The organism is Paenibacillus sp. J22R232, assembly GCF_056269165.1.
Window position 1 is genome coordinate 86,715 of the sequence record NZ_JBWDNK010000009.1, and the last position, 24,824, is coordinate 111,538.

Sequence of the window (24,824 nt, forward strand, 5' to 3'; positions counted from 1 at the left end):
CAATGCAAGCCTAAAATTAAAATAGATGATAATCGATCCAGTGGCGCAGCATTCTAATAAAGAATAGCTCCTTGTCATAAGAAAAGACTGCCCTCTCTGGCATTACGCCAGGTCGTGACAGTCTCTTATCTATGGTGGGTAAGCGGATGCTTACTTGGTTTGCCCGGAATAATATGTCCGAAGCACATCCATGATACCCAACGTGTTTTTCCGAAGATCCTTGGCGCTAAAGAACACATCGCCTTTGACTTCCGCATATTTCTTATTATATTCCAGCTGGTTAATCATCTCTTGCGCGCTTTGCCAGCCAGCCTCCTTCGTTCCTAGCTTGTACGGCGAATGTCCGATATAGAGATCAACGCCCGTACCCTTCAATTCATCAGCCCACCAGTCCACGAGCTTGTCATATCTCGCGACATTGAACGACAGGCTCCAGTAAATCTGGGGAGTGACGTAATCAATCCAGCCCTGCTTGATCCATGTCCGAACGTCCGCATACATATCGTCATAAGCCGTGATGCTTGCTTTCGTATCGGAGCCTGTATGATCTACCGCCTTGTTCCGCCAGACACCGAACGGACTTATTCCGTATTCCAACTGCGGGTCTGCTTGATGAATCGACTCGCCCAGCTGGCGGACGAATGTATTAATATTATTTCTCCGCCAGTCCGCTTTCGTCTGAATCTTGGTTGAATTAAACGTTTTGAAGGTCATGTCGTCAGCGAAAGCTACATTCGACGGGTAGAAATAATCATCCAGATGGACGCCGTCCACATCATACCCGTTCACGACTTCCATGATCGCGTTAATAATATGCTGGCGTGCCTCAGGAATACCCGGGTTGATATAAAGCTTGCCGGCTGCGTTCACGATCCAATCCGGATGCTCCTTTGTTACGTGGGTAGAAGCAAGCGACTCCGTTTTCGCGTCTACATGGGCACGAAACGGGTTGAACCATGCATGAAACTCCATATTCCTCTTATGAGCTTCCTCTACCATGAATGCAAGCGGATCATAGGTCGGCGCCAAGCCCTGAACACCCGTTACGTATTTGGACCAGGGAACCAACTTGGAAGGGTACAAAGCGTCGCCCGCAGGGCGTACCTGTACGAATACCGCATTCATTCCCATGCTTTGCAATTCGTCCAGCAAGCTTACAAATTCCCCCATTTGCTTCACGGGATTCAAATAAGAAGCCGCAGAAGGCCAGTCCAGGTTATACACCGTGGACACCCAAGCCCCGCGCATGCCTGCATTCGCATCCGGTTCCGGATTCGGTTCAGGGGGCGGTGTTACAGTACCATCAGTTGGTTGGTCAACTGTGGCTGAGCGCATCGTAATCGTACGATTGCTTTGGTTCCAATTGACCTGAAGGCCAAGCTGCTCGCTAACGAAGCGAAGCGGAACCATCACACGCCCGCTTTTAATGAGTACGGTATTATCTAGTCGTACAATGTCGCCGTTCACAGTCGCGACCGTATCTCCCTTAACCATTCGAATCGTATTTCCCTGGCGGCTCGTAATGCTAACCCGCTGCTCCGTCTGGCTCCAATCCACGCTCGCTTTCAGCTCCTCGCTGATGACCCGCAGCGGTACCATCGTTACATTAACCCCAGGCATAATATACGGAGCTACATCGCTCTTTATTGTCTTGCCATCCAGCACGATACGAATGTCTGCAGCCTCGGCCGCTTGAGCTGCGGGAGCTGCTATACACATGAAAATAGCTGCGCAAAGCAGCCAAAACGTCCATTTTCTTGCTCTCATTACCTTCATTCTCCTATCCGGCTACCCATGATATACCCTTCCAGAAATTAGACGCTTTCGGCTAGCCATAGGTTGCGCCGATGAACAAGTTAACGAGCAATCGTAAGTATGATTGTACTCCCCCTTCCCCGTCGAGACGATCGGGTAACGAGCTTCTCCGCCTCGGCGAGCTAAAAAATTACGCATAAGAAGCATCTTTATGCGGCAAACAAAACATGCTATTGTTATTTAGTGGAAAATAATAGTTAGTCATGAAAAGGATTCCTATCGGTGAGTGAATTTACAGCGGGCAACCTGACGCTCGTTTCGTTCAAAGAACAAATCACACCAGATCAGTTGAGTTACATAAAGGAGCTAAATGGGGAATGGCTTGTCTTTTTTACCGGTAAACTCAACCTAGAGGAAATGAGCTGGATACGGCCAGACCGCATTCATGACTAATGTTGATGACGTTTATGCGAATATCCTATCTATTTAAAACGCAAATAATAGCCCTTCCTTGTCTTATATTGGAGGGCATTTTTATTCGTTTTATCCATAATTCGAACGACCTTGCTGTCACAGCTGCGCTCAGCTTTCTGATTTGGCTATAACGGCTTTCTTGATGCTGCTCGGCTGTTTGGCAGGCATTGAAATCAGAAACCTACACCATTCCAAGCCAGATTGATCGGGGCTGAACTAGGCTAACGCTATTACATTGAAGGCTGTTTTTCAATAAACCGAACGACTTGCGGACTGCCTTCCGTATAAACGGATTGTTTACTGCATCGTTATGCGGAGCTCTTTGGCCTGCGCATCGAGTTGAACGGCCGCTTCTCCAATGCCCATAAATTCATTGACCGCTTGCTGGATACGCTGTTGGCTCTCTGCCACTGCGGACTTTGATTGCGTCGTTCCTTTCGTCATTTCATTGACGCGGGTAACGATTCCCTCTACATAGGTTCCCACTTCTTTTGTTGCCTCCTGCACCTGACCAGCAAGCTTGCGAACCTCCGTGGCCACAACGTTGAAGCCGCGCCCGTGCTCACCTGCATGCGCAGCCTCAATCGCCGCGTTCAGGGCCAGCAGATTCGTCTGGGACGCTACGTCACGGATCGTTCGCACAATACCGCTAATCAATTCCGTCTGCTTCTCAAGCTCGCGAAGCAGGACCATATTGCCATCCGTCTCTGTAGCTACCTTCTCTATCGCTAGCTCTACGTCCTGGCTCTGCGCGATTCCGGTTTTCGCCCGCCCGAGCAGCTCCTCCGACATCTCCAGCAATTCACCCGTAATTTTGGCCGTCGCTTGCTCGCGAACATTGATATCGGTAGCTATTTTTAATACAGCCTCGACACGTCCCTCCGCATTACGGATCGGCATGTAGGTTGCCTCCAGCCAGATCATGCCGCCATTTTTGGTCATTCGCAATATTTTATCCTGGAAAGGCCTTCCGCTGCGCAAGTTATCCCATAGCAAAGCATACTCAGCGCTGTTAACGAATTCTGTAGAGCAGAACTGCCGATGCATCATGCCCGGCATCTCTTCCGGCCGATATCCCATCGCCTGCGCAAAGTTCTCGTTAGCCCATAGCACCTGTCCCTGAGCATCGAATTCAATCATCGCTAGCGACTGCTCGACAGCTGTTAGAACCGACTCCTGATCAAGCACCTGGGTAGTAGTATAATGACTTGTTAGCTGTCCGCTCATGTTGAAATTCTCCTTTATATTTCCAATTCGATTACGTATGTATTTAATAGCGTCAATCGCATTGTACAAACCTTCTACAGTTATTGCAAGTATTTTCTAGGTAAAGTATAATAGCCAGCTCTTCCAGCTAAAAACAAGGCAGGAGAAGCTAAGGCAGCGTAGAGCCGAGGTTCAAAATACTTTTGATCCCTCATCGTCACGGCGACGAATTGCCAACCGTCTCGTATTCCGCCACGGAATCGGAGGCCGTGCTTCAATGGACGGGCGGGGAAGACCGGCTTACATTCCACAAGCAAAGCGATGGCCGCTCAGCTGTAGCCCTCATTCGTGATGGCCAGAAGCTGCTGGAGCTGTAGATCAAGATCTCTGCTAGAGAGTGGCAGCTTCTCTTCGCATGAAGCGTCACTCTTCGTTCCTCTCCGGGTATATGTCACATACACTGGTTAGGGAGGTGAAGATCTATGCTTCAAATGTCTTGGTACACAAAAGCATTAGGACTAGTCGGACAGCCGGTTGGCGTGTCTTTGGCAAACGGGCAAGGCGTTACCGGCGTATTGTGCAGCATGACCGGAGGCAATGCGGTGATACTGGAATATCTCTATCAAAGCCAATTTGCCACCAAACAATATCCGTTTCAATCGATACAAGATATAAACGCCTTCCCAGGCTGCAGCGTCCCGGGCCCGTTATTCTAAGCAGCCGGTTAGAAAATCCAGTTCCCGCTTTGTACCGTTATTTGGATTAAAAGCGGATGTCCCAAAAGTAGGTTTGTTACTTGACGAGACAGCACACTTGTTGAAAAAGTCAGCGAAGATAAAGAAATGGCGGTGCTAGGGAAGCTATCCCTGCACCGCCATTTCTACTTTTAGTCTATTGCCGCCTCTTAAGCAAATGATGGTATACGGAGCATTTAAATGTGCAGTTTATCTCGAATCCCCATTCAGGCAAGGCCCATCCATTCCAGAAGAGATATCGTGCTGACATGTTATGAACGGTCATAGGATTAGGGAAGCTTAGACCGTTCTGGGAATAATAAAAGAAATCTTCGTCCCTTGGCCGACAACGCTCTCCAGCCGCAGGCCTCTGCCATATAGCTGGTTAAGCCGCCTATCCGTGTTGCGAAGCCCGATTCCCTGTCCTTCCGCCGCTTCCCCAATAAGCAAGCTATTCAATCTATTATCCTCAATGCCAACGCCATCGTCTTCAATGACAACCTCCGTATAATCGGCATAACCTTTAATCCGAATGTACAAGCTGCCTCCGCGCGCGCGCTTCAGGATACCGTGCTTTACAGCATTTTCAACAAGCGGTTGAATAGACAGCGGCGGAAGCTCAAGCATCAGATTCTCATCGATCTCCCAATGCACCTGAAGCCTCTCATCGAAACGCTCCTTCTCGATATGGAGATAGGAGCGTACCAGCTTCAGTTCATGCTCCAAAACGACAACCCGCTCCAAATTTCTTGAGTCGAAGCTTGCGCGCAAATAATCGCCAAATTCGTTCAGAAGGCTCATCATTCGGTTCGTATCGATTTCGCTCAGCGCCCCGATTGCGTTTAACGTATTGAACAGAAAGTGAGGCTGGATCTGCGCCTGCAGCCAAGCCGCCTCCACGCGCAGCCGCTCCTTGAACGACTTGCGAATGCCCGTCAGCGCCCGCACCCGCGATTTCAGCTCCAGCACGTCCATAGGCTTCGTCAAATAATCGTTCGCGCCGGATTGGAAGCCCATCTCAATGTCCTCAGGCCTGCTTCGTGCAGTAAGAAGCAGAATCGGAAGCTCCGTTACTTCAAAACGCTGCCTAACCGCTTGCGTGAGCTGGTAGCCCGACATATTCGGCATCATCACGTCCGTAATGATCAAATCCCACTCTACGGTCGTCAATTGGTTTAATGCTTCTTTGCCGCTAGTCGCCGTTACGACCTCGAAGCCCTCATGCGATAATACGTTTCTCATTACGCTTAAATTAATTGGATCATCATCCACGACCAGCAGCTGCAAGCGGCTTACCGAACCTCCTGCCTGCGGCGCGTTCACCGGATCCGCAAAGGCGGACGCTGCTTCCCGCAGCATCGCCTGAACCGGAAGAGGGATTACTGAAGGCTTTTCTTCATCTACAGAAGCATTGGCTAACGGCAAAGCAAAGGTGAATGCAGTTCCAAAACCAAGTTTTGAGCTGACCGTAATCTCGCCTTCATGAAGCTCTATAAGCTGCTTGACAATGCCGAGACCCAGCCCTAAGCCGCTTGCATAAGCAGTATCACCGTCGACTCCCTGCTCGTAAGGCTCGAATGCTTTCCGAAGCTGTGCCTCGTCCATTCCGATACCCGTATCCGTTACGGTAATAACCGCTTGCCCGTCTTTCATTCGCGCGTCTACGGCTATGATGCCTTCATCCGTAAATTTCGCGGCGTTGTGAAGCAAATTAAATAAAATTTGCACAAGACGGTTCTCATCGGCAAGCACGGCAGGCAGCTCATCCGGAATGCGGTTGACGAGCTGAACAGGCTTGCCCGATGTCATCAAGCCAATCATGTCGCAAACGCCGACAGCAACTGCTTGAACGGAAACAGCCGCCAACTGGAGGCGAACCTGCTTCTCTTTGAGACGTGAAATATCAAGCAAATCATTGAGCAAGTATGACATGCGCTTGCCTACCGATAGGAGCAGGCCCATATTGTCACGATTTTTGGCATCGTCCACTCTCTCGTCTCCGCTTAGGATCGTCTGGGCGATGGCGAGCATGCCATGCAGCGGATTTCGCAGCTCATGAGAGGTTTGCACCAAAAACTGATCCTTGCGTTTATCTTCCTCGAGAAGTTTCTCGGCAAGCTTAGCCGTTTGATCCGAGCTCCGCAAATAACGCTTAAACCAATAAGAACCGAAGGCAATAAATGTTGCGATCATATCGAACGGGTAAAAGCCCATCTCCATCCAGCCCGTGTTTTTGACAATGCCCCAAATCGAGTTAACCGTAATCGCGCTGATCCCAAGCAAAATAAAAATAACATCTTTATTTCCTTTGCGCGCAGCCATAAATACGATAACCGGAACAGCCAAGAAAGAAATCATAACGAGCGGAACGTGGATATAATCCGTATACGTCAGCCATTCGACGGGCAAGAACGGAATGGTTGCCGCGTATACGGCACTAATTGCCGTATAAACGCGCAGTCCCCGAATTTGGCGTACCTCCGGCAGCAAGCATCTCGTGTATAGGAGAATGAGTACGGCCATCCCCAGATAAGACAAATAATATAGTTTGAGATTCCATTCGTAGCTAATCGGAAGCCATGCAATAAGCAGGTAGCTGTTATCGATGAGAATGGAGACAATGCCAAACAGCAGCAATAGAAAAAAGTACACCAGCGCCTTTTGCCGGACCCCCATTCCATAAAGAATAGCGGAATAAATAGCATGGCCCAGCAAAACCAGACATACCGATAGCTGCAGACCCGCGGAAAACCATGTGGTTCTGTGTACGGCCTGGTCGCTGCCGAATTTGATCGGCCAATAGATCCCCCCTGCGATCCGATCATTGAAATTAGCAACCTGAACAATAATCTCGATCTCTGCTTCGCCAGAGGAGAAGGTACCCGAGTACGGAACGATTCGCGGTTTATAGCTGTCAGCCGATGCGCCCGGCTGCCCGGCTTGAGCGATAACCCGGCCATTCACGATAATCTTTGACGATGCTGGGGTCGTCGGCAAATGGATGCCGTAGACGCGGTCTCCATCCGGTTTGACCTGTATGAGCAGGCGGTATGAACCGTAACCGAAGGTCGGGTTCCTGTCGTTTCCAAAAACATGGTTCCAGTTGCCCGGAACGTTAATCATCTGCATAGGCAGCTGTTCTTCCTTATCAATAGACGCTGAATTCGCCAGCAATTGATTCGGATAAAACGCCCATTCCCCGTTAAGCGAAATGGCTCTCCCCGATTCGAAATCCCACTCACGCAGATCCAATTCGCCGTGAATGGCATGCGCAGGCTCCGGTGGCGTTACGACAAAGAGCCAATAAAGCCGCAGGCTTGTTAGCGCTATTAAAAACAAAGTCATGTATACGATTATTTTTCTATTCTTTTTCATAGCTATATTTTTCGACAAAAAAGGATTGATTCCTGTCGGCAAATGAAGCTCGCCTTATAAAAGCTTCCAGCAGGCAGGAACAATCCCAATTCATGTCTTACATCTTCCTTTGATAAATAAGAATGCTTACTGCGTTGCTGCCGAAAATGAGCGCCATCCATACGGAAATGGCTGCCTGGATATGATCTGGATTAGGCTCCGCGAATTGGAAATACAAGATTTGAAATACGAAACCGGCCAATATAAAAATAAAGGCAATCTGGCTCGACTTGGCGAGTATCGTCCTGCCTCTCTCGTCTCTGCCGTCATTGCGGGCAAACCCAATATAAGCACCCAAACTCGCGATTACAATCATCATCATGACAATATAGATGGCCGTCAACATTATGCCTCACCTTTGCCTTTCTTCCCATAAATGAAAATCTCGTCAATTCTTTTCTCGAACAACTGCGCAATCTCGAAAGCCAGCATGAGCGAAGGATTATATTTGTTGGATTCCAGCGAGTTTATGGTCTGCCTCGTGACGTCAAGCTGCTCAGCTACATACTTCTGGGTCCATTTCCGCTCTGCTCTCAGCAAGAACAAATTGTTTTGCAATGTACCTTTGCTGATATCCAATATTCCGATCTCCTTTATGTCAAAAATATATTACATTTGTATTATATTTCTTACTCTCAGCCTTTGTCAACCATTTTACTGCCCCTCTTTCACTGGCTTTCCTAGCCATAAAAAAAGCCCTGCGATTACGAGCATCACAGAGCTTTCTTGACTATTGCGTTACGTTCCCGGCGGTATCTCCGGTGGAACATCCGGTTTGATCTCCGGGACGACATCCGGTTTGATCTCGGGCGGTGTCTGCGGAATAATTTCCGGTGCCGGCTGATTAGGCAGGATCTCCGGAGAAGCCGGCGGCGTTATTTCAGGTTTATTATCCGGATTGATGTTCGGAATTTCTGAGGTCACATTCAAGTAATCTGGCATAGCGCTGCATCTCCCTTCGTTTATAAGTATGTATACCCCAAACCGGCGCTATACTAACGAGCAATTTAAAATAAAGAGATTCTGCGATCCCTTAGCATTGCGCGGCATCTGCAAGGTTTTCATTGTAATTGAGAAACAGCCTTCTTGTCGTTTTATGTCCGGCATGTATGCCGATAATTAGCAATGAAAAAGGATGGGGCCTCAGCAATGAGACTCCATCCTTTCTGTTCTATTCCTCCACAACGCCAAGCGCCTTGTTCTTTTCCTTAAATCGCTCATTGTGAGAGGAAACGTAGGCTACTTTCGGTGCCTCGGGGTCCATATACAGCTTCGCGCTGTTCACGGCAAGCGCCGCATCGGTGAACGCCCCGGCGATGAGATTAAGCTTGCTATCGAAGTTGGCGAAGTCGCCCGCTGCGAAGATGCCAGGAAGGTTCGACTCCAGCTTCCCGTTGACAAATACATTCCAGTCATCCATCTTAAGGCCCCAGTCCTTAATGCCGCTGAAATCCGCCTTCAGTCCGTGATTGACGATCACCGCGTCTACTGTGAATTGTTCGGCCTCTCCCGATTCAAGATGGGCAACCGTCACGCGGTCAATCATTTCCCCATTGCTGCTGGACAGCTGGGTCACCTCGTACGGCGTCCGAACCTCAACGGAGGATTCCTTCATCTTGATGATATTTTTCTCATGCCCGCCGAATTGCTCGCGCCGGTGCACGACCGTAACCTGCTCGGCGATAGGCTCCAGCTCGTTTGCCCAATCGACTGCCGAATTGCCGCCTCCGGATATGAGCACGCGTTTCCCGCGGAAAGGCTCCAGCTCCTGAACGGTATAGTGCAGGTTAGAAACCTCGTATCGCTCAGCCCCTTCGAGCTCAAGCTTCGCCATTCTCAGAATGCCGCGCCCGATTGCCAGAACAATGGTGCGCGTCCAGTGCTTCTCCCCTTCAGAAGTAACGAGGATATACGTGCCGTCCTCCTGCTGCTCCATCCCATACACCTGCGTACCAAGTATAATCGTAGGATCGAAGGTTTTTGCCTGCTGCTCCAATTGAACGATTAGCTTCTCGCAAAGTGTGGGCGTCACTCCGCCAACGTCCCAAACCATCTTCTCGGGATAGATCAGCATGCGGCCTCCAAGCTGCTCATTCGCATCGATCACCTTGGTTTTCAAATCTCTCATTCCGCTATAGAAAGCAGCGTACATCCCAGCAGGGCCGCCGCCAATAATTGTGACATCGTATAATTCCAATTGCTCCGTCAACGTATTACCTCCTGAAACCTATATTTGAGATTGATTCTCACTATAATTGTAGACTTCGATCTCTCTTTTGATCAATGGACAAACTGTAAGGAGATTTTGTACAAACTTTGCAATTCGCTCTTATCATAGACACATTGACTAAGCAAGCGCATGCAGGATATCGTCAATTTTTTTGATGTTGGAGATAACGCCGTAATTCATCCAAGTCATAAAATCCACCTCATATACGCGGTTGTTTCTTACAGCCGGAAGAGCGGACCATAGCGGATGCTGAAGCAGCGCCCTCTCTTCACCGTCAGCCTGGCTATGCCATTTGTCGAATGTAACAAACAAATGATCAGCCGTTAGCATGGACAGCTCATCCAGCGAGAGCCTTGTCATTCTTGCATTGTTTCCCACAGCCTCAGCCTTCTGTATCCGGTGCGGGCATAAGCCCAAGTCTCCATAAAGTACGGCTGTGGCAAAACCTTTGCCCGTATCCGTATATTGATGTACGAAGTCGGCTGATATTCGCAAAAATGCGACGGTCTCTCCGCTCATGCTGCTCAGCTTCGTTCGAGCCTCACTTGCTTTTGCCTCGTAGCCCGCAATGACTTCCTCGGCCCGCTCCGAGCGCCCGACATAGCTGCCGACCATTCGAAGCAGCGCCCGCCAATTATCGCTATGCTCATCCAAAACGCAAAGAGGAGATACGCTGCGGCATTGTACGTATTCACTGTTCTGATAACGGTCCCGCAAAATAATAAAGTCGGGATTATGCGCAGACAGCGCTGTGAATTCATCGCTTTGCTCATCGAATGTCGGGACATGGTGAAGCGCTAGGTAATCCTGCTTCCCCCATTTCGCGTGGGAATACTGAACGACCGGCAATATATTAAGCGCGACAAGGAAATCCTCCAAAAACGGAGCCGCAACTCTGGGCTGGTCGCGGTGGCTGCGCCGGAATTGTCCCGGCGAAACGCCTACCATCTGCTTAAAGCGCCTATTGAAATAATATTCATTCGTGAACCCGGCATGCTCCGCAATTTCAGATAAGCGTTCTTCTCCCCGCATCAGCCGGCGCTTGGCTTGCTCGATTCGTACGCCATTCAAATATTGGAGCGGCACCAGCCCTGTCTTTTCCTTAAACAGACGGGTATATTTCCATCGGTCAATTCCCGCTAGGTCAGCCAATTCCTCAACCGTCAGCACATTCCGGTAATGCTGCTGGATATGCCGAATGGATTGGTCGATGCCTTCCCATTCAGCGGAGCCGAGCCTGCCGTTTACAGCCGCATGGTCTTGATTCTGGCTGATGAGCAGCAGCAGAAGCTCTTGAAAGCGGACAGAACAATGAAAACGTCTCAGCTCTTCCTGCTCATGCGTGCAGCCACAAATATCCTCGATCAGCTCCAGCACTCTGGCGAACGGCGTGCAAGCCAGCTCCGCCTTCGCTGGCAGTAAGTTATTTGCTCCTTTATCCTCTTTAACCGACTGCGATCCGAATATGAGCAAGTAGTAGGAAACGCCTTCGCCTTCCGGCTCCAATGCGGCAGCTGCCTCAGGTCGAAGCAAGAAACATTTTCCCGTACCCATTGCAAGTGGCGCCTCGCCCTTCATATGAATGCTGCCCCGACCTCTGGTCACAAGGAGCAGTGCATAAAAGCTTGCAGGTATGACCGGCTCGTGATCACGCTTCGCATTTCTTATGGACCGAATCGTTTGCAGGTTATATTGAGCGGCAGGAGCCGTAATCATAAGTTCGCTGTTGTGTTCTTCCATCGTTGAAACCCCGTTTCAATAATGAGAATGATTATCATTATTTATTGTAACGCAAAAAGAGCGGCTCTTCAACCATCGTTGAAAAGCTGCTCTTTCGGGATACGAAACGGCCAGCAAGACGCTGGTTTTTATGATTAAACCATTAAGGGGCCATCAGCTTCAGCAATTCGTCCATTTTTTTGAAATTCGCGGTGATCGCGCCCGTTTGCCAATAAGATCTCTCAACCGGATATACATGGCCTTCCTTCACCGCAGGAACGGCTTTCCAAAGCGGGCTATCCAGCAATTCCTTCAAAGCTTTGGCATTCTCCTCATCCTCCCAAGTTCCGTTCGAAGGGAGAAATACGATATGGTCCGCTCCGAGCTCGGGTACGGCTTCCTCAGACAATACCATATTGCCCTCAGTCATCGCTTCCGCAAATGCAGGCGCCTTAAGCTCCAAATCCTTATAAAGGATTTGACCGACAAATGAGTTTTGCGTACCAAAAATATTAATGGATTTGTCCACCACATTCATTCGGAGCACAACGATATTCTCATCGCCAACTGCCGCCTTCAGCTCCTCTTTCACTTCGGTGATCCGGTTATCGTATTCTTGCAATACCTGCTCTGCCTTCTCCGGCATTCCCAATAGATCCGCGATCACCTTCAGCGTTTCGCGAGTGTCAGACAACACCTCGTCCGTAAGGCGATAAGTAGGCGCTATTTTCGAATAGTTCTCGTAAATGGCTTCATCCACCTCGCCGGCGGCAATAATCAAGTCGGGCTCAGAAGCAAGAAGTGCCTCAATGTTGCCCGTCACATCAAACAATGGAACATCTAATTCAAGATAGTCCTGTTTGCCCCACATCGGGTTATAATATTGCACGATCGGCGTCACGCCAAGGGCAACCAAATAATCCTCGCGATATAATGCTGATACGCGTTTCGGTTGTACCGGTATTTCTACCTCACCGAATTGATCCGTAACCACTCTCTTTTCCGCAACCGCATTAGCTGCTTGGCTACTCGTGTTCGTTTCCGTTGTGGCGGAAGGCTGCTGCACTGCAGCATTCTCCGTTTGATCTCCCTCAGCACCGCAACCAGACAGCATGATAGCTGCCGAAAACAACGATATGTATCCTGCTTTTACCAATCCCCGCAAAGCCATGACCGTACCCTCTCCTATGCCCATTCATTTTTGTAAACTCGAATAATGATTATCATTATCACTCACATAGGCTCGATTGTACCTCACAACGCTTGCGGTGCTCAATGCACATTCTGAACAAAAATATTTATACAAACTCGGCAGCTGCTCGGATAGCGTGCTTAATCCCCAAAATTACAAACAACATATGAATCTGGTTTCATTCCGCTTTATCTAAAAGGTTTTCGTTCCTCACGGTAAGCTACCCGGATTCTTTGCGCACAGCATATCATTCATATTTAAATTATCACCTTTTGAACTTTTTATAAATCATCCATTCCTGGGAGTTATCTTCATAAAAGTTAGGGGCATGTCCATATGATATGCCCCTAGTTTATTCACTGTCACAACGTGGCTACGAACATACCTTGCAAAAGCTTACTGCTTGGTAATCATCCATGTGACCCCGTATTTATCTACCACTTCTCCATAATAGGCTCCCCATGGCTGAAGCGCGAGGGGATGCTTGCTTTCGCCTCCCTCGCTTAGCTTGGAATACGCTGTTCTGGCTTCTGATTCGTCATCATAGTTCACAGAAAGGCAGATGCTGCGGTTATACGCAACCGGCTCGAAGGAATCGGAGATCATTAGCGTATTTGCACCCGCCACCGTCAAAGCCAAATGCATCACTTTATCCTTCATCGCCTCGGGGATTCCCGGCGTGTCAGCGAATGTGCTGAGGAATTGAATCTCTCCCCCGAGTGACCCTATATAAAAATCCGCCTGGCCTCTTGCATCCTCCGACATCAAATAAGAGTTGATTCTTGCTCCCATAACCATTCAACAACCTTCCCGCTTAAATTTGTCTTTCTATATAGGACGACGTATGAACGATTGTGAAATCGACAAAGGAAAGAAAATATTTTTCATATATCCATTTACGCTACAGCATTCAGATTATTCCGCCAACACAGCTCATTACCTCTGAAGCTCCAATGATGTTCCCCAAGTGATTCTTATCTCTGGCTTTGTATGAATGGTTAATGGTCGCACATAATTTTCATCCATAAATTTAATCTTTATGCCTTCTGACTGCTGCTCCTTAAAAATTAAGATTTCATTTATGTTTTCTAAATCTAATTGCAATAGAGAATGCTGATCTACTCTCATGATGATTTCCCCGCATCTATTTGCTATGCCAATTATAAAATCAATCTCTCTATTCTCCCTAGCTAGCCTAAACTTTGTATCGCCGTACACCCATGGAATTCCTTCTTCAATGAGGCCTGCCTCACACTCAAATAAGTATTCCAACTCAAATAGCTCTGGGTGGTTCATACGATCGCCTGCTTTCGGAAAAATCCTGATATATATTGCGCATATTAAGGCTCATACCATCACATGTCTGTGAAATTGCTTGAAACGGGTCCCTTGATGCGTAAGCTCCCCTTGGTCACCTACAACTATCAGGCCATATCTGTCCGCTCTCACCGCTAATTCAATACGCGATTGATCATCCAGCTCGAAAGTAATGTAGTAATCCGTACTTGCGCTGGAATCGCCGGAACCTCCCCATACCTCTGTCCGCTTGTCAACGACCGTCACGAATCTTGTTACGGCTTCCGAAGCATTATTGCCCATCCAGGTCCTAATTCCCTTTACGATTACATAGAGGAATGTACCGACTACGATAACTAAGAGGAATCCTCCAAACCATTTGAAAAATAACGGCATTTCCTTTAGGAATCCGAAAAATCCGGGGCTCTCATCAAAACCAATCATATCATCTCTCCTTTGAGCGGATACCAAATACAAAAATCAATAGCAAATAGAATGATCGCTTAATCTATGCTGTCTATAAACGCAATAATGTCGTTATAAAATTTTTCTTTGTCCTGCCCCTTAAGAGCATGCCCGGAAGCTGCATATTCCTTGACCGTGAGCTTTGGGCACATGCTCTTATACCGTTCGAGGTCAGAGTCTGCCACTAATGAACCTTCAAGCAGACCTCGCGCCACTAAAACAGGCACATCAAAATTTCCTTTCAACTCGATTTGCCGCGATTCCGTCTGTATCCCTCTCACAGCCTCCGGCCTAATTTGTTGCGTCCGGTTAAATGGAATGAGATAGTTATGAATGTAATCTTCCGGCCACTCTTTATCCATTGCCCTATGCTCTGGTGGATAGTCTCCAACCATAATCGATTTAACTTTCGATTTGTGCTTTAATGCATATCCTAATGCATAAGAAACGCCGCGTGAGTAACTGAACAAATGAAAGGGGCCCAGCCCGGCATTCTGTACAACGGCTTCAATATCAGATATATGCTCGCCCAGGTTATATCCAAAGCTGGGTGTTTCACTTTCACCTCGTCCTCGGAACGAGAGGATCACGCTCCTTCTTGGCTGCACGGCTTCAAGCAAATCAATATACTCATCCGCCGTTTCTGATAACCCGGGACAAACGACTAATGTCGATTTGGCAGGATCGCAGCTATTGACTGAGTCCAAGTAATGTATTGCTATCTCGCCATTTGTCACATGCTTGGATATGTACAATGCCGTACCTCCTCTTCGAATAAGGAATGCGAATAGCTAATTATTTGTCTGCTTTCTCCCCTGCAATCCGCGACGGTTGAGCCCTGCACCCCTCACAAAAAAAGTACGGGAGCCCTCAGCGCTTCCGTACTCTTTCATATAAAGCTACATTCTGCGGCTGCTTCGCATCGAAGCCAAACAAACCAGCTGGTACACCAGCCACACGACTCCTGCAACCAGCATCATATCGAATACGACGTTGAACAGGAACAAATGCTTGCCCATATCCGCTTGGCCATCGCCAAGAATCGGGATCAGAAAGCTGAATATTCCGGTCAGGCCAAGCAATAGCATCAGCTCAACCGCAATACGGGAACGCTTGTCATAACGCCGCAGCCATTCGAAGGCTGCCGCCGCGAAATATAGCCCGTAAAAAACCGCGATAAACCACAATGCGTTTGGCATATAATGGCGCTTGAACTCGCTCCAAGTGCTGTAGCTGTATGCGATCGCGCCTGACGGCTTGCCTTCTGATTTCTCGAAGCTGCCTAAGTAGTAAGGCCTTATGGTCATCCCGTTCTCCGCGGCATACTCCATTTTGCTAATCAGCCTGGCAGGATGCTTGAGATAAAAGAGCAATACGTCCATATGCGAGATTCGGTCATAGAATTCCGCCTTTAAGGATGGATCATTCTGCTTAATTGCTGTGTCTCCTTGGAAATAATTCGTTCCTGCAAGCACCGACAATCGGCTAGGCAGCCCAAGCTCCTTCAAATCTCCTTCCACGTCCGGCGATTGATTCAAAATGCCAAAAAATACGGTTTGGTACATATTAATATGCTTGAAATCCTTCGGCGCCGCTGCATACATGACAATAGAAGCAAGGAAAGTCGCTGCGGACAGGATAATCGCGAGCTTGCGCCAGCTTTTGTCTTCTTTGAGCCAAGCATACCGTAGGCCAAGAAGGGCAAAGCCTACGCCAATCGGCGCGTTCTGCGTTTTGGAGCAAACAAGAAACAGAATGGCTGCAAAGAAAAGCACCAGTGTCTTGCGGGAAGGCTCCTCTTGCTTCGTAAGCAGCAGTCCGAGACCGATCGTCACTAAAAGGAATACAAATGACACTGGCTCCCCGAACAAAGAGTTGAAGTAAGCTACATACCCAATATCAGAGAAGACAAGCAGCATGAGCAGCGCCAGCACAACTGCCGTAACAACCGACTTTGTCTTGTTGTATTTAATAATAAGATAGCCTGCCGCAATCAACAATGCTGCATAAATACCGCCAAGAATCCGAACGTCAAACGCCGATCCGTTAAACAATTTTCCAATAAACCTAGCTATCGTTACAACAATAAACTGCGTAGACGGATAAAAGCCTCGAAAAAAATGATCATATGCAAAGTATGCATGCGCATAACCAAAAAAGCGATCCTCATACGACTCCAATTCATCATAATAATTCAATCCGGCCGAACCCATCATTCGTAGAAAATCGCCGTTGTCTGCCACTCCGATAAACGTTCCTCCGAAAAGCAGCCATATCGCGATGCAAGACGCTAGTACTACATATACATTTTCGATAGCAAAAAGCTTTCTCATCACTCTCTCTCTCCTACCCTATCAACTTCTCCTTCTCCGGTGCATGGCACACCTAAAATCTAGTAAAGAAGGAAACATTAAACTCAATCGTACCCCTGCCTTAGACAATCGTCAAGCTTGCCCAACTTGCACAGAGCAAAAAAAGCCGCCTTTATGAATCTAAAGGCGGCTCAGTCTTGCAAAGCGACTATCGTTATGCTCCCGGTTTCTTATGCACCCAGTATTTGTTCAATGCGGGCTAGACTATCCGCGCTTAGCTTAATTCCCGAAGCCTTCACATTCTCCTCTACCTGCTCCGGCCGGCTTGCGCCTACCAGCGCACTGCTTACGTTAGGCTGTCTTAGAATCCAAGCCAAGGCAAGCTGTCCTACCGTGAGCTCAAGCTCCTTCGCCACCCGGCCTAGCTCAATGACTTTGGCAATCTTCTCCTCCGTCACTCCCTTGCGCATGCCTTCCAGCTTCGAAGCACGGCTGCCTTCAGGAATATCGCTCACCGAGCTGTATTTGCCGGTAAGGAGGCCTTGAGCCAGCGGAGAGAATACAACTTGGCCAATTCCGCCGCGTTCGCCATACGGAATGACTTCTTTCTCAATATAACGATTAAACATATTATAAATCGGCTGGTTAGCAACGATACGATCCAATAAGTAGCGATCCGCAATCGCATGCGCTTCTACCATTTGAGCAGCCGTCCATTCGCTTACCCCTACATATAATACTTTCCCTTGCCGAACCAAGTCGCTCAGCGCTCGAAGCGTCTCGTCCATCGGCGTATTCGGGTCATGCCTATGGCAATAGTACAAATCCACATAATCTGCACCAAGGCGGTTCAAGCTGGCATGGCATTGCTCCATAATGTGCTTGCGCGACAATCCGCGGTCATTAGGCCCCTCGCCCATTTCCCCGAATACTTTCGTCGCGAGCACGTAGGATTCGCGCGGGAATGCCCGCAGCGTCTCGCCCAGCAGCTTCTCTGCTTCCCCTCGCTCGTACACATTTGCCGTGTCAAAAAAATTGACGCCAAGTCCATATGCCGATTGAATTGCTTTCACGGCATGATCGCGCTCAACGTATCCGCCATATGTCAACCAGCTGCCTAGACTAATTTCACTAACCTTCAAACCGCTTTTTCCCAAATGACGAAATTGCATTTTTACTCAGCTCCTCGTTATTCGATGCTCGCAAGCCATCAAAGCGCTATCTAGGCTTGCTTCTTTATTCTAGAGAAGTTGTTACTTATAGGGAAGAAGGGAAAAAAACATCACTATCTAGCGTGGAGTATAGATACTATATCATGCGTAACTACTCCTTTAACCAACTACAACCAATCACGCTTCTCCTATAAACATACGAAAACAGGAAGGACTAGTCCCGGCATGCCGGGTGTCCTACCTGCTTTTGCAATGATGCGGTTATCCCCCATTAATGAGCAGCACAGGCCGTTTAGATGCCGTGGCATTCTCTTTGGAGGCGACATCGACGCCAACATCCTCGGTTAAACCGACGATACGGAACGAGATCAAGCTGCCTGCATGGCTTTGAACGAAAGAGGTTACATCCAAATAGACATAGCCGCCTTCGGCGCTTGCCGTATCCGAGCCCTGCGAGGTGCCGGCCTCTGTTGGCCGGTTCGTATATTTTAGCGTCGATTCGCTCCATGACTGATTGCTGATGCCATATGCCCGCATAGGCACCGCTAGTGACGCGCTATGCAAATTCTCTACATAGAGCTTGATTTTCGCCGAGTTGATTGTCCCTGTTACCGCTGCCTTATTAAATTTCAAATAGGCTTCCCGCACGTAAGACGCGTTGGAATCTCTCTTTTTCACCGTCATAACCGTCTGCGCCCCATAGATATCTGCGCTGTACGTGCCGCCTCTTACGTGGCTATCCTCAATAACAGCAAGTGTCGTACCTCCAATGCCAGTGCCACCGCTTGTCGGCTTCCACCAATTCCCGGTCAAATAAAGCATATTCATTAAGTTGTACGTATCGCTAAAGTAATCCGATTTATTATTCTTTATCGCGTCCCAGCCCGCATTCACCCAAGCTTGATGGCTCGTGCTCGTTGTTGCGGCCGATACCAGCGGAGCGGTAAACACCGCTGTGCCATAGCTGTTCAAGGCATTTCCGCTTAATGTGTATCCTGCCGTGATGGAGGATGGCGAACCGCCTGTCTTGCCTTTAATCCAAACCGCTATTTTGTCAGCGATGGTTTTGCCTCTCGCGTCGCCATATAGCGCATAATCCATGACCATTCTTAGAGGTACCCGAGCGGCGTTATAGTAGTATTGATTGGTTTGCTGGAATTCGTCCAAATACCACTCCGGTGCAGGCTTGGCTGGCTGGTCTACGATAAAATCGGAAATTAATCCCGTTGTCGAGGCGTAGGCATTGCTGACTTGGGAGTAAGCCGTATATAGAGCGTTGATGACGTTCAGCCAAGTTTGATCGCCAGTGACCTCATGAAACGCGCGGAAATGGCTTAGCATCCAATCCGATGGCCGGGAATGCGATGCACTCGTAGAATCCCAATCACCCAAGTTCAACCGGTTGCTTGTGGTGACATTGCTTTGCTTAATCGCATTTATCATTGCTGTCGCTTCGGACAAATAGTTCACCGTGCCGCCTGACCCCCACTGATTGTGAGCAAGGATTAACGAATAAGCGATATCCAAATCCCCGTCGGTCGCCGAGCTGAAATGCCCTTGCGCGTTCGCGTGGTCAGCTACAACCCAGCCCATTAAGCTTGGATTGACGGAGCTTTTGAAAGCGCGGGCAGTCTTGAACAATCCGTTGTATATCGTCTGCGCATTCGTGTCATGACCTGCCATGAGCGCTGTGATGACCATTCCATAGCCCTGTCCCTCGGAGGTGCCGAGAGGCGTAAATCCGTCCGCATCGCCTGTAATTTCTCCCTTCACATAATAACCGCCAGGAAGAGAGGACAAATTATTTTTCAGATACTTACCCTTCCAATAATCATAATACGAGGAGACCGAAGTATTCATAGCGCTTTGCGTGACGTGATTCGGTTTAATGATGCCCGCATAATTCACCTGCTGCGGAAACGGCTTTGCCTCGCCTGCTGCGTGCACCGTATCCGCAAATGGCTTCGGTAGCGGCGCAAAGCTTGCGAGCACGATCGCGGCAAGCCCAATGGCAACCGCCTTCTTGCACGTATAAATCGTTCGATAAACGGATTGAAACATGTCTATTCCTCCCTAAAATTGTTTAAGCGCTTTAACTTTTAAAATAAAAAGAACCGAAGTTATATGCAAGCTGCGTAAAGGGAGCGCTCGAAAGTGATTCTATCACACATTTTACCTAGGAAATAGATGTAATTCGAATCATATGTTTGCTAGAATGACGCGGTATTTGTCGAGCGGTCACAATAAAGTTTAAACGGTTATACATTCACTTGAAGGATATGCCCCATCACATTAACCGATGCCCTTTGCCGTGGAGCCGTATGGGAGATGAACGCGATTAATGCCCACCTTAATGTCGCTAGCCTTATAAACAGACGCTTAGCTGCTAAGCTAAGCACCTGTTAAGCGATCCATGCTCGTTCCCGTCATTGCGAACCGGCTTTGCTGCCTACCCATGGACCGAAGTATGAATCGGCAACGGAAATCCATGCGTTCCGAGGATACGAATGTTCAGCCTATCCCTCCTTCGGAAGTATGCTCCGGTTCATCACTGGGGAGGAGAGAATAACCGATGTATTGACATTGCCGAAGGGCATAAGCCGCTCTACAAGCTCGCTTAGCGCATCCATCCCCGTAACCGACGCTTTCAAAATATAGCTGACCGTACCCGTTACGCGATGGCATTCCATAATTTCATCGTCATTCATAATTCGCTTCTCAAATGCTGTCGGGAATACCTTCAGTTCACTCATCTGTATGATGACCTGAATGTTTCTCCCGATCGCGGCCGGCGACACCCTTGCGCCAAATCCCGTAATGACGCCCTTCTCCTGCAGTCGAAGCAGTCTTTCCGATATGCTTGGGCGGCTAAGGGAGAGTCGCTTGGACAGCTCGCTTACCGTCATTCGTCCATCCTCCTGAAGCAATTGGAGCAGCGCTCTGTCAATTGGATCAATCATATCTATTCCTCCTTCACAATGGAGACCAAATGCTGTTATTTTCTTCAATGTTACATAAACTCACATAAATTTCATTCAGTTTATCATATAAGCGTTTCCTCTTGTTTTGTATGCTTAAATGAACAAACTCAAGCAGGCGGTGCATGCGATATGGCAAGGAAGTCAACCGACAAAGTGAAGGCAAACAGAAGGAAATGGCTTCATTTTGCAGCAAGCTGTCTCGTTACGGCCAGTGGTCTGGTTATCTTGAAGCATTCGCATATCGTTACCGGAGGCACGGCGGGACTTTCTTTAAGCATATCCCCTCTGATCCATGTCCAATTCCACTATTTGTTCATTCTGCTCAACCTTCCGTTTTTTGTGTTCTCCTACTTTTACATGGGCAAGCCCTTTACGATCAAAACCATCCTAGCCATCGTTCTTCTCTCCTTGTTTAGCAGCATGGACAGCGTATTGCCCGCATTCACGCTTCCTCCGCTGCTTGGGGCCTTTACCGGCGGGGCATTAATCGGTGCCGGCATTACCGCTCTGTTCAAAAATGGCGCTTCATTGGGCGGTGCGACGATTCTAGCGATTTATTTGCATAAAAATTACGGAATCAATCCCGGCAAAATCAACTTTACGTTCGATCTTCTAGTCGTCATCACCAGCCTAACCGCATTCTCGCTTACGAGCGGGCTGTACTCTGCGCTCTCTATCGCCGTCGCCTCCGGCGTATTATCCTTTTATAAAAAGAAGAGAAAGCGCACCGAATCTGCCAAAGCAGAGCCCTTGCCCAGTACCACGTCCGCTCTCCAGTAACGTTTGTAAATGAAAAAGCTGATCGCGGGTGTCCTCCCGCGATCAGCTTTTCCTTGCCGCTTCATACTCTACTCGGTTGCTGTCCATTCATTCGCCGCATGTACGATTAATGGCTTATATGATCAATCCCATTAATGAAAATCCGCGGGCTGCCCGCCAATTCCTATAGCTCGATGGAATGACGGGCATAGGTGTCGTCTACGCATTCTTTTTCCGGATCTGCTTATCCCGGTTCTCGCCCCATTCTTTGGCCTGAGCCGTGGCGATTGCAATCGCCCTGCCTTCTTCATAGCCATCCTCCAATAACGCGTTGGCAATTTCGATCGCTTTATTCCGGACAGGAGCCATGAAATTTTTCAGCGAATCGGGGTACTCGTCTTTTGTCCAAGGCATCTGCTATCCCTCCTTCCTATCGTGATTCGCAAGCTTGCAGCTCGCGCCGCAGCCAGCATAAGCTGCTATTATTTACCCATATGGGTGTCGTGCTTAAACAGATTTAACAGCAAAACGGCCTCAGAAGGCTATTGTTCGTAATATGCTGAGGCACAGGCTCCCACTGACACAGTAAACAGCCGCTACCCTGCAAATATGCAGGATAGCGGCTGTTTATTATCGCGGTTCTATATAGGTTTCACTTTCACTCTATATTTCAGCCCGTATCCTCTACATCGAAAATTGAGGCAAATAGCGGTGATGTGCCGCGAGCAATTGGTCAAGCACCTGCTTCGCTGCCGCTACCGAGCCTACCAGCGGATGTATGCAAAGCGCCTGCAGCGCCTTATCGTAGTCGCCGTGAACGGCTGCTTCGACCGTCAGCTCCTCGTAGGCCTTTACCACTTGCAGTAGTCCGCGAATTTGTGGTCCCGGTTGCTCGGATAATGCGATTGGATGCGCTCCTTCAGCATCAATAATCGCATTGACCTCTACGCTGGCATCATCCGGCAAGCAGGCAATAATGCCATTATTCCGTACATTAACCGTTTGGATATCGCCTTTGTCGTTATAGATTGCCGTCATCAGATTAACCGCTACCTCGGAATAGAAAGCTCCGCCCCGCTGCTCCAACTGGGGAGGCTTAATGGCAAGCTGAGGGTCTTGGTACAGCTTGAATAGCTCATCTTCCAGCCGCATGACCGTTTCAGCCCTCGTTCCAACGGACTGCATCGCCGCGAACTGCTCTTGAAGCATCTCATCGCGCAAATAATAGTAACGGTGATAGGCGCATGGCAAAGCTCCTAGCGATTGCAAAAATTGCGGGTCCCAGTCCAGATCGGGTATATTTTTCATGGTCATTCCGCCCGCGCCAGCCATCTCACGAAGAAATTGCTCCGTAATGTCCGCGCCCCTCACGATAATACGGGTAGTCCAGTTCAGATGGTTGATGCCCACCCATTCCAACTGTACCTTGGTCACCGGAACCTCGCACAGCTCCGCAATCTGATTGCGGAGTCCAATAGGCAAATTGCATAAACCAATCGTTTTTACGCCTCCGTATTTCAGCACCGCTTCCGTTACGATTCCTGCCGGATTGGTAAAGTTAATCAGAAAGGCATCCGGCGCAAGCTCACGGATATCGCGGCAAATATCGAGAATGACCGGAATGGTGCGCAGCGCCTTGGCGAAGCCGCCAGCACCGGTCGTCTCTTGCCCAATCATTCCGAGCTCGGCAGGAATGCGCTCATCGAGCGAACGAGCCGCCAACTGCCCTACGCGGATTTGCGTGCTGATGAAATCGGCATCCTTAATCGCCTCACGCCGGTCGAGAGTGACGCGAATATCGACTGCAAGCCCCGCCTTCTCGAACATCCGCTTCGCCAGCTCGCCGATTATGCGCAGCTTCTCCGCGCCTGCCTCCACATCGACAAGATAAAGCTGCTTAATCGGAAATTGATCGTAGTTTTTAATAAACCCTTCCATAAGCTCCGGCGTATACGAGGAGCCTCCGCCAATAACCGCGACCTTCAAATCTTTATGTTTCATTCTTGATAGCCTCCATATTGTACAAAAATAGGTTCGAGCGATTCCGTCCCATGAATGCCCGCCCGCTCCAGCGCAAGCAATACCGCGCCATATACAGGCGCCATTTCTGGAATGACGAGTTGATCATCGTTGTTCTCCGACCGCAGCGTCGCCTGCAGCTCATTCATCAAGTGGGGGCTGCGCCCCTTTTGAAGCACGCTGCCAATCAACACGATCGGAATCGGTTTGCCTTGGTTTCCGCCCAGCTTGCGGATAACGGCGTTTGCTGCCAGCCCAAGCTCTCTTCCCGTATCTTTCAGCAGCCCGATAGCGAGCGAATCTCCGTCAGCGGCCGCTTCATGCAGCACGATCGTCAGTGCTTCCGGCACGTTGGAAATGTCCTCGTCGAGCAGCCGCTCAATGGTAGTGCCCAAATGGTCATCGCCAAAGTAAGCCGCAACATAATCCGTCAGACTGCTACCTGCTTCACGGCCCTCCCATGAGCGAACGGCAGCCTGAAATGCCGCCGCGGCCAAATACTCTCCGCCTGCCCGGTCACCGAACAGCTCGCCAAAGCCGCCTACCTGGACGATCTCCCCCTGGCTGCTTCGTCCGGCCGCATTCGTCCCGCTGCCGCAAACGAGCACGACACCGGCATGGCTCCTGCTGCCCGTCCGCAAGCCGATCATCGTATCGCAGACAACGTCCCAGCTTTTGAACGGAATCGTAGCCAGTGCAGGCAATAAAAGCGAAAAGTCGATAGCGCGATCGGCTCCAGCAAGTCCGTATTGCACAAAATCAATTTGGTCCATGCGGAGACCCGCCTTTTCCAGCGCCAAATCAATAGCTTGCTTGATATGACCTAATGCCGCATCCACGCCGATCCTTTGATGATTGCCGCAGCCTGCAAATCCGGCCCCTAGCTTGATGCCTTGATCATTTACGATGACGGCATACGTTTTGCTGCCGCCGCCGTCAACCCCCATTACGATAGCTATAACAATCCCCTCTTTCCTCATGGCCGTAAGCGCATTCGGCTGCAGCTCTGCTGGTGTGGCAGAAGCAGCCGGTTCAAGGCAACAAGAAAGCCTGGACGGCTATTCAGTCATGACGACCGACAGCGCCCAGGCCAGGT

24 protein-coding genes and 1 pseudogene are annotated in these 24,824 nt (G+C 49.1%); 4 read left to right on the forward strand and 21 right to left on the reverse strand.

Annotation, left to right across the window (positions count from 1 at the left end):
- Nucleotides 1-150 precede the first annotated feature (150 nt).
- Nucleotides 151-1,767 carry a family 10 glycosylhydrolase gene (locus AC0YN3_RS22935; protein ID WP_475777278.1) on the reverse strand — a complete coding sequence of 539 codons (1,617 nt, stop codon included), beginning with the start codon at nt 1,765-1,767 and terminating at the stop codon, nt 151-153.
- A 270-nt stretch (nt 1,768-2,037) separates the two neighbouring features.
- Between AC0YN3_RS22935 and AC0YN3_RS22940 the strand changes: the two genes are divergently transcribed.
- Entirely contained in the window at nt 2,038-2,208 is a 171-nt protein-coding gene (locus AC0YN3_RS22940; protein WP_475777279.1) for a hypothetical protein, read from the forward strand.
- Between the two features lie 318 nt (nt 2,209-2,526).
- Here the strand turns inward: AC0YN3_RS22940 and AC0YN3_RS22945 are convergent, their stop codons facing one another.
- The gene (locus tag AC0YN3_RS22945) at nt 2,527-3,456 is read right to left on the reverse strand and encodes a methyl-accepting chemotaxis protein (protein ID WP_475777280.1); all 930 of its coding nucleotides are present in this window, start codon (nt 3,454-3,456) and stop codon (nt 2,527-2,529) included.
- Nucleotides 3,457-3,638: 182 nt separating this feature from the next.
- On the opposite strand from AC0YN3_RS22945, the gene AC0YN3_RS22950 reads away from it, so the two are divergent.
- Together AC0YN3_RS22950 and AC0YN3_RS22955 are read left to right on the forward strand one after the other, a co-directional pair.
- Nucleotides 3,639-3,812: a hypothetical protein gene (locus AC0YN3_RS22950; protein ID WP_475777281.1), complete on the forward strand. Its 174-nt coding sequence runs from the start codon at nt 3,639-3,641 to the stop codon at nt 3,810-3,812.
- Nucleotides 3,813-3,926: 114 nt separating this feature from the next.
- Nucleotides 3,927-4,151, forward strand: coding sequence for a hypothetical protein (locus AC0YN3_RS22955; protein ID WP_475777397.1), 225 nt, complete (start codon nt 3,927-3,929; stop codon nt 4,149-4,151).
- Between the two features lie 318 nt (nt 4,152-4,469).
- Here the strand turns inward: AC0YN3_RS22955 and AC0YN3_RS22960 are convergent, their stop codons facing one another.
- The 16 genes and pseudogenes from AC0YN3_RS22960 to AC0YN3_RS23035 all read right to left on the reverse strand — a co-directional run bounded on the left by AC0YN3_RS22960 (nt 4,470) and on the right by AC0YN3_RS23035 (nt 20,926).
- The gene (locus AC0YN3_RS22960) at nt 4,470-7,544 is read right to left on the reverse strand and encodes a hybrid sensor histidine kinase/response regulator (protein WP_475777282.1); all 3,075 of its coding nucleotides are present in this window, start codon (nt 7,542-7,544) and stop codon (nt 4,470-4,472) included.
- Nucleotides 7,545-7,641: 97 nt separating this feature from the next.
- Entirely contained in the window at nt 7,642-7,929 is a 288-nt protein-coding gene (locus AC0YN3_RS22965) for a hypothetical protein (protein ID WP_475777283.1), read from the reverse strand.
- Nucleotides 7,929-8,156: a helix-turn-helix transcriptional regulator gene (locus AC0YN3_RS22970; RefSeq protein WP_376769685.1), complete on the reverse strand. Its 228-nt coding sequence runs from the start codon at nt 8,154-8,156 to the stop codon at nt 7,929-7,931. The genes AC0YN3_RS22965 and AC0YN3_RS22970 overlap by 1 nt, the downstream gene beginning before the upstream one ends.
- Nucleotides 8,157-8,321: 165 nt before the next feature.
- Nucleotides 8,322-8,525, reverse strand: a complete 204-nt coding sequence (locus tag AC0YN3_RS22975) for a hypothetical protein (protein WP_475777284.1) — start codon at nt 8,523-8,525, stop codon at nt 8,322-8,324.
- A gap of 229 nt (nt 8,526-8,754) precedes the next feature.
- Entirely contained in the window at nt 8,755-9,792 is a 1,038-nt protein-coding gene (locus AC0YN3_RS22980; protein WP_475777285.1) for an NAD(P)/FAD-dependent oxidoreductase, read from the reverse strand.
- A 138-nt stretch (nt 9,793-9,930) separates the two neighbouring features.
- On the reverse strand, nt 9,931-11,553 hold the full coding sequence (locus AC0YN3_RS22985) for a helix-turn-helix domain-containing protein (RefSeq protein WP_475777286.1): 1,623 nt from the start codon (nt 11,551-11,553) through the stop codon (nt 9,931-9,933).
- Between the two features lie 142 nt (nt 11,554-11,695).
- Entirely contained in the window at nt 11,696-12,703 is a 1,008-nt protein-coding gene (locus AC0YN3_RS22990) for an ABC transporter substrate-binding protein (RefSeq protein WP_475777287.1), read from the reverse strand.
- A 417-nt stretch (nt 12,704-13,120) separates the two neighbouring features.
- On the reverse strand, nt 13,121-13,516 hold the full coding sequence (locus AC0YN3_RS22995) for a VOC family protein (protein ID WP_475777288.1): 396 nt from the start codon (nt 13,514-13,516) through the stop codon (nt 13,121-13,123).
- 144 nt (nt 13,517-13,660) lie between these two features.
- A complete protein-coding gene (locus AC0YN3_RS23000) occupies nt 13,661-14,020 on the reverse strand; it encodes a hypothetical protein (protein WP_475777289.1) in 360 nt (119 codons plus the stop codon).
- A 51-nt stretch (nt 14,021-14,071) separates the two neighbouring features.
- The gene (locus tag AC0YN3_RS23005) at nt 14,072-14,464 is read right to left on the reverse strand and encodes a DUF2500 domain-containing protein (protein ID WP_475777290.1); all 393 of its coding nucleotides are present in this window, start codon (nt 14,462-14,464) and stop codon (nt 14,072-14,074) included.
- 59 nt (nt 14,465-14,523) lie between these two features.
- Nucleotides 14,524-15,240 (reverse strand): alpha/beta fold hydrolase, encoded by a 717-nt coding sequence (locus AC0YN3_RS23010; protein ID WP_475777291.1) that lies wholly within the window; start codon nt 15,238-15,240, stop codon nt 14,524-14,526.
- A gap of 144 nt (nt 15,241-15,384) precedes the next feature.
- Nucleotides 15,385-16,818: a glycan biosynthesis hexose transferase WsfD gene (wsfD, locus tag AC0YN3_RS23015; RefSeq protein ID WP_475777292.1), complete on the reverse strand. Its 1,434-nt coding sequence runs from the start codon at nt 16,816-16,818 to the stop codon at nt 15,385-15,387.
- A 209-nt stretch (nt 16,819-17,027) separates the two neighbouring features.
- Nucleotides 17,028-17,969 (reverse strand): aldo/keto reductase family protein, encoded by a 942-nt coding sequence (locus AC0YN3_RS23020; protein ID WP_475777293.1) that lies wholly within the window; start codon nt 17,967-17,969, stop codon nt 17,028-17,030.
- Nucleotides 17,970-18,230: 261 nt separating this feature from the next.
- Complete coding sequence (locus AC0YN3_RS23025) at nt 18,231-18,782, reverse strand: CBM96 family carbohydrate-binding protein (RefSeq protein ID WP_475777398.1); 552 nt, start codon at nt 18,780-18,782, stop codon at nt 18,231-18,233.
- Nucleotides 18,759-20,030 (reverse strand): annotated as a pseudogene (locus AC0YN3_RS23030) (family 8 glycosyl hydrolase); the annotation flags it as partial. The pseudogene AC0YN3_RS23030 and the gene AC0YN3_RS23025, both read right to left, overlap by 24 nt.
- A 455-nt stretch (nt 20,031-20,485) precedes the next feature.
- Nucleotides 20,486-20,926 carry an Lrp/AsnC family transcriptional regulator gene (locus AC0YN3_RS23035; RefSeq protein ID WP_475777399.1) on the reverse strand — a complete coding sequence of 147 codons (441 nt, stop codon included), beginning with the start codon at nt 20,924-20,926 and terminating at the stop codon, nt 20,486-20,488.
- Nucleotides 20,927-21,079: 153 nt separating this feature from the next.
- On the opposite strand from AC0YN3_RS23035, the gene AC0YN3_RS23040 reads away from it, so the two are divergent.
- Nucleotides 21,080-21,730, forward strand: a complete 651-nt coding sequence (locus tag AC0YN3_RS23040; RefSeq protein ID WP_475777294.1) for a YitT family protein — start codon at nt 21,080-21,082, stop codon at nt 21,728-21,730.
- Nucleotides 21,731-21,928: 198 nt separating this feature from the next.
- On the opposite strand, the gene AC0YN3_RS23045 is transcribed toward AC0YN3_RS23040, so the two are convergent.
- From AC0YN3_RS23045 to AC0YN3_RS23055, 3 genes are all read right to left on the reverse strand, one after another.
- Entirely contained in the window at nt 21,929-22,123 is a 195-nt protein-coding gene (locus tag AC0YN3_RS23045) for a DUF2188 domain-containing protein (protein WP_475777295.1), read from the reverse strand.
- Between the two features lie 270 nt (nt 22,124-22,393).
- Entirely contained in the window at nt 22,394-23,710 is a 1,317-nt protein-coding gene (locus AC0YN3_RS23050; RefSeq protein WP_475777296.1) for a 6-phospho-beta-glucosidase, read from the reverse strand.
- Complete coding sequence (locus tag AC0YN3_RS23055; RefSeq protein WP_475777297.1) at nt 23,707-24,708, reverse strand: N-acetylglucosamine kinase; 1,002 nt, start codon at nt 24,706-24,708, stop codon at nt 23,707-23,709. Before AC0YN3_RS23055 ends, AC0YN3_RS23050 begins: the two co-directional genes overlap by 4 nt.
- Nucleotides 24,709-24,824: the final 116 nt, after the last annotated feature.